The organism is Siphonobacter sp. (assembly GCF_048595215.1).
GTDB lineage: Bacteria > Bacteroidota > Bacteroidia > Cytophagales > Spirosomataceae > Siphonobacter.
This window is the reverse complement of the sequence record NZ_JBMDWJ010000226.1, coordinates 1-11897: the sequence shown is the minus strand read 5'-3', so window position 1 is coordinate 11897 and position 11897 is coordinate 1. Positions and strand designations below refer to the sequence as shown.

Sequence of the window (11897 nt, the reverse complement as noted above, 5' to 3'; positions counted from 1 at the left end):
TGCTGGTTGTCTTCTGGTGTGGTGGGGTCATGCTTTTAAGGCTATTGGGATACTAGTCGGTCATTATGGTGGACAAAACTGGGTATTGGCTAATAACTAAACTCCTAATAAACAAACTTAAAAATAAACTTTATACCAGCGACTCCATACGGAGCGGCCCTGTGATTTCCAGGAACATTTCTTCCAGATCGGCTCCCTGTAGGCTGAGTTCGTAGACCTCAAAGCCCGCCAGTACCAGCGACTGATTCAGAGCCGCTACCTGCGATTTACTTTCGAAGGGAATACTAAGTTTACCATTCGAAAGCCGTTGAACGGAATACTGCTGACGGAGTAAGGCCTCCGCCTGTTCGATATTACTGGTTTCCAGTTGCACGCTACGTTTCTGTACCTGAGCCGATTGCAGCTCTTCAATACTTCCCTGAAACAGTAACTTTCCCTGATGAATGATGCCGACGTGCGTACACATCCGTTCCACTTCGGCTAGTAAGTGACTGGATACAAAGAAGGTAATGCCGTGGTCGCGATTGAGGGTTTTCAGCAGTTCCCGCATCTCGATGATACCGGCGGGGTCCAGGCCATTCGTAGGTTCGTCCAGAATCACCAGTTCAGGCTGGTGCAGGAGAGCAATGGCTAGTCCCAAGCGTTGCTTCATACCGAGCGAGTACGCTCCGGCTCGCTTCCGGGCCGCCGCCTGTAGGCCTACCATGGCGAGTACTTCCGGGATACGCGACGCAGGAACCTGGGTATACCGACGAGCAATTTCCAGATTCTGTTCGCCCGTCAGGTGTAGGTACAGGGAAGGTTGCTCGATGAGCGAACCAATTTTCTGAAACAGTTCGGAACGGTTGGACTCCAGCTCCTGACCGAAGATTTCCACGCGTCCGCCACTCGCCCGTAAGAGGCCAAGCATGAGCCGGATGGTGGTCGTTTTTCCGGCTCCATTCGGGCCTAGAAATCCGAATATAGAGCCTTTGGGTACGCTTAGATCAACCTGACGAACAATCGGTTGACCCTTGCGGAAATAAAATTCCAGTTGGTGGGTTTGCAGGATCGGCATAGGCGTAGGAAGTTATTCCTCCCAAATACGCCGATCCCGGTCAACCCGCCCACCACTTTAGGCTGAAAGGCGAAAAGGCATGGTCTGGCGGTTGGGACACTTACACCCGCGACATAATTTGAGAACGCTGAGCGTCGAGCTTCAGGAAAATGAATAGCAAAATGGTGAAGGACCACAAACTCGACCCCCCATAACTGAAGAAAGGCAGGGGAATCCCGATTACGGGCATTAGCCCAATGGTCATGCCAATATTCACCAGAAAGTGAAAGAAAAATATAGAGATAACGCCGTAGCCATACACGCGGGCAAACTTAATACGCTGTCGCTCAGCCAGTACGATTAATCGCAGGATCAGTCCGATCAGTAAGCCAATTACGAGTATACTACCCATGAATCCGTGCTCCTCCCCTACGGTACAGAAGATAAAGTCGGTACTTTGCTCGGGTACGAAGTCAAATTTGGTTTGGGTACCCTGCAGGAAGCCTTTTCCGAAAATCCCCCCTGAACCAATCGCAATTTTGGACTGAATCACGTTCCAGCCCGCCCCGCGTTTATGGCTGTTGGGATCGATCAGTACTTCAATCCGGGACCGCTGGTGGGGAGCCAGCACGTCGTTGATGATAAAATCCGTCGCCAGTACCATGCAGATACAACCCACGTATATGAGTCCCATGGCCGTATACGTCTTTCGGTTTCGCTGGTAGCGGGGTAGAAAAAAGATGACTAAAGCCCCGACAACGGCCAGTCCAATGGCAATGTTCAAGGTTTCGACGGTCAGCGAAAGAACCAGTAACGTTGCCGCCACGATGATGATGAGCGGATAAATCCCCGGTAAGCCTTCCCGATACAACATCAGTAACAAGCCTACAATTACCAGAGCCTGACCCGTTTCGTCGGAAATTCGAATCAAAATCATTGGAATCAGCATGAAGATTCCCACGTTCAGTTGATCCTTGAACCGGGTAAGATTAGTTCCGGGCGTGCTCAGATACTTCGCTATGGCCAAAGCTGTGGCCATCTTCGCGACCTCAGCGGGCTGAAAACCGATCGGTCCGATCCGGAACCAGGAGTGCGATCCTTTGATATTCGCCCCCAGAAAGAGTACGGCAATCAGCAGCAGCAGGACAAATCCATAAATGAAAAAAGCGAACGTTTCCCAGAATCGGTAATCAATCACCAGAATGGCAATGATAATGAAAACGGCAAAACCCGCGAATACCAGCTGTTTCCCGGAATTCGTATCGAAATTAAAAATACTGATGGGTTGTTCGGGATTATAAACGGCGGCGTAGATATTCAGCCAGCCTATCACCACGCAGGCCACGTACAGGGCTACGGTAATCCAGTCCAGTCGGTTTAAAACACTATTCTCGCGGGAAGCCAATTTCTTATTCTTTAAAAGATGATTCAAACCTTATCTACTGCATCGTAATGAAATCATATACCGAAAACTGGGGATAAGCTGATTTGGTCGTCGGTACCGATTTCACTTTTCCATTTTCTACAATCAGAATCCGGTCCTTTGGCAGTAGAGGTGTTGGTTTTTTCTTGGGAGAAGGCGGCGGCAGGTACAGGAGATTTTTGTTCATCAGTTCCCGCTCCAGTCCTTTGTGACTAACGGTCCCTTTGATGTACTTCTCGGCCACCATCATGGCAATGGGAGCGGAAGTCGTGCCCCCCCACTTTCCGTAATCGACCACCGCGGCAATCGCAATTTTTGGATTGTTTCGCGGAGCAAAGCAGATGAATACGGAGTTATCCGCGGGACCTTTCGGGTTTTGCGAAGTTCCCGTTTTACCACAGATTTCAAGATCTGGAATGTAGGCGGCCCGCATGACCGTACCCGCCCGAACGGCATCCGACATGCCTGCAATCAGGGTTTCGAAGTGCCGATAGTCAATATCTACCGAATGCTTTTCTTTGAACTCGGGCAGTGGATCGCCCTTGGGGTTACCAATGGCCCGAACCAGGTGCGGCGTGATGTACCAGCCCCGGTTGGCGATAATGGCGGCCACGTTGGCCAGTTTCAACGGCGTTACCAGCAACTCACCTTCCCCGATACCCACGGAGTAGATGTTGGAGAACTTCCAGTTGTTTTCGCCTTTGTTACGTTTGTTGTAGTACTCGACATCCGGCAAGAGACCCTTACGTTCGTAGGGTAAATCCACGCCTAGTTTTTGGCCAATTCCGAATTTGGCAACCCGATCGTGCCAGCGAGTCAAACCCACTTTTGACTTTTTGAAAACGTTGGTTTCGTCGTTGTTGTAAATGATTCGCCGAAAGACGTGGTAGAAATACGGGTTACAGGACATCTGAATGGCCCGGTGCAGCGTACTTGAACTACTTCCGCAGTGACAGTTCATCCGAATACCCGAGTGCCCCAGAACCGTACCGGGCGTAATGGCTCCGTCCTGCAAACCCACCAGCGTTTCGATGGTTTTAAACGTAGAACCCGGCCGGTACGTCCCCTGCAAGGCTCGGTTGAGCAGGGGATTGAACGGATTCAAGGCCAGCTTCTGATAATTTTTCGAGTAATTACGGCCCGACAGCATTTTCGGATCGTACGTAGGAGCCGAAACCATGGCCAGGATCTCGCCAGTACTGGGATCAATGGCTACCAGACTACCCGATTTGTTCTGAAACAAACTGTCCGCGTACTGCTGCAACTCTACGTCCAGCGAAGTGTACAGGTTCTTTCCAGCAATGGGAACGACATCTGCCGCTCCCCCTTTCCAGGGTCCTTTCACGACGCCGTGTACGTCTTTCATGATGTACTTCATCCCCCGACGGCCCCGCAGTGTTTCTTCGTACTGCTTTTCCAGACCGCTCTGCCCGATGTAATCCCCCTGACGGTAGTAATTTTCTCCGCGTTCTTCCTGATCTTCCAGTTGTTTGGGGCTAACCTCCGCCACGTACCCGAGCGTATTCGCCAAGGCCGAGGTGTTGTACGTACGGAACGCACTGGTTTCAAACGTGAAACCAGGATAATCCACCATGGCATCCTGAATGCGGGCGAAATCCTCGACGGAAAGCTGACGCATGAACAAGGAAGGCTTAAACTTGGAATACGTCTTGGCCACGTTGTACATACTGTCAAACTGCATCTTAGTAACCCCCAGCAAATTGCAGAGACGAAGGGTATCCGGAATACGGGCTTTTTTGGGGGTGATGTACAAATCGTACGTCGGTGTGTTGTAGACAATCAGATTGCCTTTTCGGTCGTAAATCTGACCCCGATACGGAATCTGTACGACTTGCTCAATGGCATTGCTTACCGCTGCTTCCGAGTAGCCTTCATCAATCACTTGTAAGTAAAATAATTTGGCCAGATAGAGGAAGGCCACCAGTACAATTACTCCTTGTATAATTCCTTTTTTGACTTCTTGCATAATTCCCCGACAAGCCCTCTAAATCAAACGATTCTCCCTACAAAATTTGTAGTTTTTAAAGGATTTGCCAAAAAGAAAGTTCAATCCTAAGTAAAAATTAATAAAGGGGCCGCGAGGACTCGCTTTAGCCTTAACGTCGCCGGACGGAAAGATATTTTGTCCGTTCAAAGATGACTGGTTCAGTCAGTAAGAATAGTATACTGCTTTTGTGTTTTATCCGGATAGGAAACACCTTCTAAATGGCTAGCGTTTCTTGTCAGATTTGAACTTAGAGGGCAGTAGTAAACGCTATCATTTATTCTTTTTCTGCGGAGTCTACCCAAGCATACTTTTACCGATTTGCTGTTTGGCTAGTAAGGTCTTTAAGAGCCACGTATACTCGGTCGGCTGACTATTTCAGCAAGTACTGCACTCAACGAAGTACTGGATTAGGCATGCTCTTGCATTACCTTGAGGCAGGTTCCAAACCCTATCGTAACTGACAGTCCTAAGAAATCAGGTGTAGAAACGGGGTGTACTAATCCGCTGGGGACCGTCTTGGCGGCCTGACAACCTACCGCCAAAATTACACGCTTGGCCGCCTGTTAGCCCGCATGATTTTTTAGAATCTGGTTCTGGTACCATCTTTGTATCGCTTACTCGTCGCAGATTCGTTATGTGCCGTTGCCATCTTGTCAGCTTTAACACGCATTCGTTTTGCTGACACATTTGTTGATTTTTCCTGCATACTCCATTTGAGTGACCAGGAATGTACCGTTTTACAGAAATTCATCTATGACTCCCGGAGAAGCCAAAAGTCTCGAAGCACTTACCCCCCGTCAGATCGTGGCGGAATTAGATAAATACATCATTGGTCAGCACGAAGCGAAGAAAAATGTGGCCATCGCCCTGCGGAATCGCTGGCGACGCATGAACGCTGTCGCAGAAATGCAGCGGGAAATCATGCCCAACAATATTTTGATGATTGGGCCTACGGGTTGCGGAAAAACCGAAATTGCCCGCCGGCTCGCCCAGCTTGCTGATGCTCCCTTTACTAAAGTCGAAGCTTCTAAATTTACGGAAGTAGGATACGTGGGTCGCGATGTGGAAAGCATGGTACGCGATCTAGTTGAACAGGCCATTCACATGGTACGGGCGGCTAAGAAAGAGTCAGTGAAAGAACGGGCGGCTCAATCCGTGGAAGAGGTGATCCTCGATGCCCTGATTCCACCGGTCAAACAACCCGCGGGTTTTCATTCCTCTTCCGTTAGCACTTTGCCCGAAAATGCCTCCGATGCGGAACTCAACGAACGGACGCGAGAGCGTTTTCGCGAAAAAATCCGTACGGGTGAATTGGACAGCCGCAAAATTGAAATCGACGTTCAGCAAAGTGCCTCTCCCAATATTGGCGTCATGGGTGGCCCCATCGATGAGAGTTCCATGATGAACATTCAGGAAATGCTTTCGGGGATGATGCCCAAGCAACGCAAAAAGCGGAAAGTAACCATTGGCGAAGCGAAGCGTATTTTGATTGATGAAGAAGCGGCCAAGCTGATTGATATGGATGAGGTGAAGGAAGAAGCCATTCGCAAAGCCGAAAACCTGGGTATTATCTTCATCGACGAGATTGATAAAGTAGCCGCCAAAAGTGGTGGTTCCGGTCCGGACGTATCACGGGAAGGCGTTCAGCGGGACTTACTGCCCATCGTAGAAGGATCAACCGTAAATACTAAGTACGGCGTTATTCATACCGATCACATTTTGTTCATCGCCGCAGGAGCTTTCCACGTTTCCAAACCCAGCGATTTGATTCCGGAATTACAGGGTCGTTTCCCAATTCGGGTGGAATTACAACCACTGACTAAGAGTGATTTTGTACGAATTCTGAAAGAACCCCGTAACGCTCTGACTCGCCAGTACGAAGCCATGTTACAGGCCGAATCAGTAAGTTTGTCCTTTAACGAAGAAGCCCTCGATGCCTTAGCCGAAGTGGCGTTCCAGTTAAATACGGAAGTTGAAAATATCGGAGCCCGTCGTTTGCAAACAGTAGTCAGTCAATTGCTGAACGATGTACTCTTCGACATTCCAGATCAGATCGGACCGAATGCTCAGGTTGTAGTCACGAAAGAACTCGTCGAACAACGGCTGTCAGGACTGGTACAGAATCGCGATCTAAGTCAATATATTCTTTAATCCGTTGCTTAAATGATAGTTTTTGGAGTTATCGTCACGGTTATTGGAGCCATTGCTTTTATGATCGGCTGGACCGTCTTACAGAAACGTCGGAGCTGGATGAAAACCACGGGCCGCACGTTTGGTCAAGTAGAAGATGGCCGGATCGTTTACGAAGTAGCGGGTCAGAGTTACGCCTTACGCATTACTCGGACCAACTTACAAGGACGTTCGCTGCCCATCCGCTACGCCCTCGATAAACCCGGACAGTCACGCATTGACGCTCCGCTGGCTACCTGGCTGGCTCCCGGTTTTTTTCTGTTGCTGGGAACGGGCCTGTTGCTGATCGGTATCGGAATGATTAAGAGCTAAACAAGAATCCCCGGACTGAGCAGTCCGGGGATTCTTGTCATTCGTACTTACTTCTTTTTTAGAAATCCGAATAAACCTCGCTTTTCCCGTTGCGGGTAACACTTCAGATTCGATTCCGGAGCTTTCTGGTAGATAGGAATCTGAGCACCAAAATAAAATTCGATTCCTTTCGGATTCCCGATATTGAGCGTAGAAAGCAGATTGTCCGAGCCAAAGTAAAGAATACCCAGGCGGGCTCCCAGCCCCAGAGCCAGTCGGCTGTAATTATCTGTCAATGCTACTGGCATGGCTACTTCTACCCACTTGCCTTCGTACCGTGGCGTTACGGCCAGTACGGAGGGCATGGTAAACGCCGCCCGTTTATTGGAGACGAATCCCTGCATGAGCATGGCATTGACGTATACCTTTTCCTTGACGTTGTAATCAATGCTTGCCTGCAAACGTGTAGGCAGGGCCGTACGATACGAGGCGATCCGTTCACTTTCGGAAGGATTTAGGGTTTGATTCAAACCTAACATAAACCCATCGATTCCCTGCATGCCCGTGAAGTTATCCTCCGCTAAAATGGCATCCCGCCGCTGTAGTTTATACGCTTCCACGTAATTGGGATTCTTGTACAGAATTCGTCCTATATCCAGTAAGGATACACTGATCCGATACAAATACTTATTCTTGCTTGCGTCACGGTGTACGCCGTAGCGATCCCGGTACGAATACTTCCGAACGTCCGGACGATATTCATAGACCATTCCCAGATCAGCTCCCCAGCCGCTACCCGCCGGGGCGTTTCCCAACAGCCAGACCGGTGAAAAGCTGACACTTTGCAGAGCCCCCTCATTCGTGATTCCGTACTGAGCATCTACGGACTTAAGGCGAACGGCGGCTTCTGTGGCATACGTAGGATCCTGAACGTACTCATAATCAATATTCCGACCCAGAATATGTCCTTGGTGCAGACCAATGACGCGTTTCACAGTGACGCCCACTTTCACAAAATCTTCGTCTTCATCGTACATCACGCGGGCGTAGCTTCCCGAAAGTTCGACCATGCCGTTGGTGTTCGCGTACACATGCGTACCGAAATCTTCGGGTTCGATAGCTCGCCCTATCGTCGTTCCATTTTTGATTAACTGAGCAACCGATTGGGAGGCATGGGTTACAGCCGTCCCGGCCCGAATACGGGTATTGAAGGAAAACGCATTTTTTTCATTCAACGTAATCAGTACACCCGGTCCCCGAACTTCCCCTCCCGCCCGCAAATGTTTGTCGCGACCGTTGAGCTTCTCCCTCAGGTATTCCTGATCCCGAAAAACAATTCCCTTACTCGGACCTCGGTACTTGGAAGAAACGGTATTCGTCAGCATGGCTACCGGTGAATACGGAGCCTCCCAGACTAAGTAGTTGTTATAGAGATAGTTTTCGTAACCGGCTAAGTGAACGTGTACTTTGTAACGGGAGTCCACAGCCGAAGCGGGATTGGCGTATACCCCATGAATGCCTGCGTAGTTACTACCCGTCTGCCCCAATAAAAACTGAGCCGAAACCTCAGACCCAGTTCCTCCTAAAAGTATAGAAATAAATGTGATAACTCTCTTCATACGGGTTTCCCCAAGGGCCAAAACCCTTCTCCTTTAGTACGATAATGATAAATGTTTATTGGATTTATTTAAGATGGAAGGACACTCCAAATTTTCGAAAAATAACTGATAAAGTGTGACCCTATGTACGTAAAAACATGGAAAATAAGATTGAATCTTATTAAATTACCATGAACTCTTTGATTTTTGAAGTTCATAAAGCCAATCGAGCCAAAGAAGCTGTAAATTTGCATCAAGTTTACGAGAGCATGATCGAAACTTCCGTAATCCCATTTGTAACCAAAATAATCTAACACGGGCTTGACCACAAATATGAAGCGTATTGCAGTGTTTACCTCCGGGGGAGATGCTCCAGGCATGAACGCCTGCATTCGGGCGGTCGTACGGGGTGCCATGTACCACAAAGTTGAAGTATTTGGTATTCGGCGGGGGTACAGCGGCATGATCGAAGGTGATATTTATCCGATGACATCCCGCGATGTCTCTAATATAATTCAACGGGGAGGTACTATTTTGAAGTCCGCCCGTTCGCGTCGCTTTACTACGGCTGAAGGCCGCCAGCAAGCTTACGAGAACCTGAAAGCCTTAGGCATCGAAGGATTAGTAGCCATCGGTGGAAATGGTACTTTCACCGGAGCTGAGATTTTCTTCAATGAGTTTAAAATTCCAACGGTAGGTGCTCCGGGTACGATTGATAACGATCTGTACGGCACGGACTATACCATTGGCTATGATACGGCAGTAAATACCTCACTCGACGCGATTGACAAAATCCGGGATACGGCTGATTCGCACGATCGCGTATTTTTCATCGAAGTAATGGGCCGCGATTCGGGTTATATTGCCATTCAATCCGGTATTGGCGGTGGAGCTGAGTTTGTGGTGGTACCGGAAGATCTTTCTGAACCGGTTTCTTCCGTCATTAAGACCTTGAAGCAGGGCTTTGTCAAGAAGAAGTCTTCTTCCATCGTAGTAGTTGCCGAAGGAGAGAAAGAAGGTCGGGCTACTGAAATCGCCGAAAAAATTAAGAAAAGTATCGACGTTGAAGTAGACATTCGGGTGACGACGCTTGGCCACATCCAGCGGGGCGGCGTTCCGTCCGCTTACGACCGCATTCTAGCCAGTCGTTTGGGTCTGGGTGCTATTGAAGGCTTACTGCGGGGTCAGAAAAACGTGATGACGGGTATTGTCAACAATCGCCTGGTGTATACGCCCTTTATCGAATGTATTACGAAGGATAAGCCTATTTCGGACGATCTGTTACGAATGGTCCATATTCTTTCTTAGGGTAAGGATGATAGAGTATAGAGCGGAAAATCTTTGTTTTCGACTCTTTACTCTATCATTTTTACCCTAGGGAAGGTACCCCATGGCCCAGTATACTACATACCCAACTATTTCGTGCATCATGCGATAGGTGCAGAATAGATTATATTCTTTGGGTATCAGTAAGTAATCCCAGGCAGTTTGTCGCTCAGAGGCGAAAAAATCCGTTGGGTAAGGCGTAACCTGTACGTTTTCTTTCCGAAAACAGGCGACGGCTCGACGCATGTGAAAGGCTGAAGTGACCAGCAATATCTTTGGCTTACGTTGACCCAGTAGTTTAGCGGTATTCGTGGCATTTTCCCGAGTATTGCGGGAGGTCCCTTCCAGGATAATATCCGAATGAGGCACGCCGGCAAGTTGTAGCAACTGAGCAGCAATTTTGCCCTCCGAAGTAGAATCGGCCTGGGCCGATACAATACCCGACCCACCCGAAATCAGAATTTTCTTTATTTTTCCTGCTTTGTATAAAAGTAGAGGCTGGAGAATTCGATCCGCTGAATTACCAAAGAACACCTTTCCATCTTTTTTGCCGGTAATCCCTCCGGTTAATACTACGCCTATATCATACGTTTCATCCGCTTTCAGGGTGACTGGGGCATATTCCCAGGCTAATGCCAATTCATTCGTAATAACATCGGTACTACTGACAAACAGCCAACCCAGCGTTGCCCAAATAGCCCATTGCTTGCGGCGGGCAGACTTGGAAAAAGCCGCTATCAGTAACCCGTACACCAAAAAAGTAATGGGCATTAACAGATAAAATAAAATTTTAGAAAGTAAAAAAAACATAGATAGCTGTACTTAAACGTTTGTAAGATGGCTGCCAAAGGTCGGCAACTTTAGACGTGAAACCTTACCTTTGAATGACAATCTGTATTCTCCTATGCTTCGTTATTGTTTTACCTTTTTACTTAGTTTTTTAGCGTATACCCTATCGGCTCAAAGCGGCTATAAAATTACAGCCCGTATTCAGGGTTTACGTGATAGTACCTGTTATCTGGCCTACTATACGGGCCTCGGCAGTGGTCAGTTTTTCGTACAGGATACGGCCAAAGCCGATGCTCAGGGCAATGTCATTTTCACAGGTACTCAGAAACTACCGGAAGGACTGTACGTCATTTCTATCTCGCAGTGGAAACTATTTGATTTGATTGTCGATGCCGATCAGGACTTTGAGCTGATTACGGATAAGGAAAGTGTTGCGGCAGGCAATCCGCCCAAGCATATGAAAGCGGTAGGGTCCATGGAAAATGAACTTTTCTACGCCTTTAACCATCAGATGCAAAGTCGGATCGAACCCTTACAGCAATTACGGCAAACGGCTCAGTCAGATCCGACCGCAGCGGCTAAAATTAAAGCGATCCAAAAAGAATTGACGGAGTATCGCAAGAAATTCATTCGGGAACACGCAGGTTCATTCACGGCTCAGTTATTCAAAGCCGCTGCCGAACCGGAGATACCCCCAGCCCCACTCCTCCCCAACGGTCGTCCGGATTCTACCTTCGCGTACCGCTATTATAAAAATCATTACTTCGACGGCATTGACCTGAGTGACGAACGGCTCCTGCGGACGCCTTTTCTCCAGCAGAAACTAGAGAATTTCTTCGAAAATCTAGTGTATCAGTCCCCCGACTCGCTGAGTAAAGATGCTGATAAGATCATGAGCCGGGCCAAGGGAACAGAAATGCGTCGGTACCTGGCTTACTGGATGACCAGTCGGTACGAGCAATCGAAAGTATTGGGCGTAGATGGCTTTTTCGTTCACATGGGCGAAAAGTACTACGTGGGTGAACCTGCCCTTTGGGATTCCAGTACAGTCACCAACTTCAAAAACCGCATTTCCATCCTGAAGCCTCTGTTGGTTGGGAAGACCATTCCGAACATGTACCAAACGGATACTCTAGGTCGCACCATGAATCTGCATGATCTGAAGGCGAACTATACAATCGTATTTATTTATTCGGATGACTGCGGACACTGCCGGGATTCCATGCCGAAACTGAA

Annotated in this window: 9 protein-coding genes; 4 read left to right on the top strand and 5 right to left on the bottom strand. The window is 48.5% G+C overall.

Going from position 1 to position 11897, the window contains the following annotated elements:
- Window positions 1-130 precede the first annotated feature (130 nt).
- The 3 genes from ACOJTG_RS14240 to mrdA form a co-directional block, all read right to left on the bottom strand.
- Window positions 131-1057, bottom strand: coding sequence for an ABC transporter ATP-binding protein (locus ACOJTG_RS14240; protein ID WP_420154435.1), 927 nt, complete (start codon window positions 1055-1057; stop codon window positions 131-133).
- 100 nt (window positions 1058-1157) lie between these two features.
- Entirely contained in the window at window positions 1158-2468 is a 1311-nt protein-coding gene (gene rodA / locus ACOJTG_RS14235; protein ID WP_420154434.1) for a rod shape-determining protein RodA, read from the bottom strand.
- Window positions 2469-2475: 7 nt separating this feature from the next.
- Window positions 2476-4446, bottom strand: a complete 1971-nt coding sequence (gene mrdA, locus ACOJTG_RS14230; protein ID WP_420154433.1) for a penicillin-binding protein 2 — start codon at window positions 4444-4446, stop codon at window positions 2476-2478.
- A 774-nt stretch (window positions 4447-5220) separates the two neighbouring features.
- Between mrdA and hslU the strand changes: the two genes are divergently transcribed.
- The gene (gene hslU, locus ACOJTG_RS14225) at window positions 5221-6618 is read left to right on the top strand and encodes an ATP-dependent protease ATPase subunit HslU (RefSeq protein ID WP_420154432.1); all 1398 of its coding nucleotides are present in this window, start codon (window positions 5221-5223) and stop codon (window positions 6616-6618) included.
- A 12-nt stretch (window positions 6619-6630) separates the two neighbouring features.
- Window positions 6631-6969 carry a hypothetical protein gene (locus ACOJTG_RS14220; RefSeq protein ID WP_420154431.1) on the top strand — a complete coding sequence of 113 codons (339 nt, stop codon included), beginning with the start codon at window positions 6631-6633 and terminating at the stop codon, window positions 6967-6969.
- Between the two features lie 47 nt (window positions 6970-7016).
- On the opposite strand, the gene ACOJTG_RS14215 is transcribed toward ACOJTG_RS14220, so the two are convergent.
- Window positions 7017-8567, bottom strand: a complete 1551-nt coding sequence (locus ACOJTG_RS14215) for a DUF5723 family protein (protein WP_420154430.1) — start codon at window positions 8565-8567, stop codon at window positions 7017-7019.
- 312 nt (window positions 8568-8879) lie between these two features.
- On the opposite strand from ACOJTG_RS14215, the gene pfkA reads away from it, so the two are divergent.
- The gene (gene pfkA / locus ACOJTG_RS14210; protein WP_094808673.1) at window positions 8880-9854 is read left to right on the top strand and encodes a 6-phosphofructokinase; all 975 of its coding nucleotides are present in this window, start codon (window positions 8880-8882) and stop codon (window positions 9852-9854) included.
- Between the two features lie 66 nt (window positions 9855-9920).
- Here the strand turns inward: pfkA and ACOJTG_RS14205 are convergent, their stop codons facing one another.
- Window positions 9921-10643 (bottom strand): YdcF family protein, encoded by a 723-nt coding sequence (locus tag ACOJTG_RS14205; RefSeq protein WP_420154429.1) that lies wholly within the window; start codon window positions 10641-10643, stop codon window positions 9921-9923.
- A 133-nt stretch (window positions 10644-10776) separates the two neighbouring features.
- Between ACOJTG_RS14205 and ACOJTG_RS14200 the strand changes: the two genes are divergently transcribed.
- A partial coding sequence (locus ACOJTG_RS14200; protein ID WP_420154428.1) for a DUF5106 domain-containing protein occupies window positions 10777-11897 on the top strand: 1121 nt, incomplete at its 3' end.

Coding starts and splice junctions, on each gene's coding strand:
- pfkA (WP_094808673.1), top strand. CDS start 8,880: ATGAAGCGTATTGCAGTGTTTACCTCCGGGGGAGATGCTCCAGGCATG.
- ACOJTG_RS14220 (WP_420154431.1), top strand. CDS start 6,631: ATGATAGTTTTTGGAGTTATCGTCACGGTTATTGGAGCCATTGCTTTT.
- ACOJTG_RS14240 (WP_420154435.1), bottom strand. CDS start 1,057: ATGCCGATCCTGCAAACCCACCAACTGGAATTTTATTTCCGCAAGGGT.
- hslU (WP_420154432.1), top strand. CDS start 5,221: ATGACTCCCGGAGAAGCCAAAAGTCTCGAAGCACTTACCCCCCGTCAG.
- ACOJTG_RS14205 (WP_420154429.1), bottom strand. CDS start 10,643: ATGCCCATTACTTTTTTGGTGTACGGGTTACTGATAGCGGCTTTTTCC.
- mrdA (WP_420154433.1), bottom strand. CDS start 4,446: ATGCAAGAAGTCAAAAAAGGAATTATACAAGGAGTAATTGTACTGGTG.
- ACOJTG_RS14215 (WP_420154430.1), bottom strand. CDS start 8,567: ATGAAGAGAGTTATCACATTTATTTCTATACTTTTAGGAGGAACTGGG.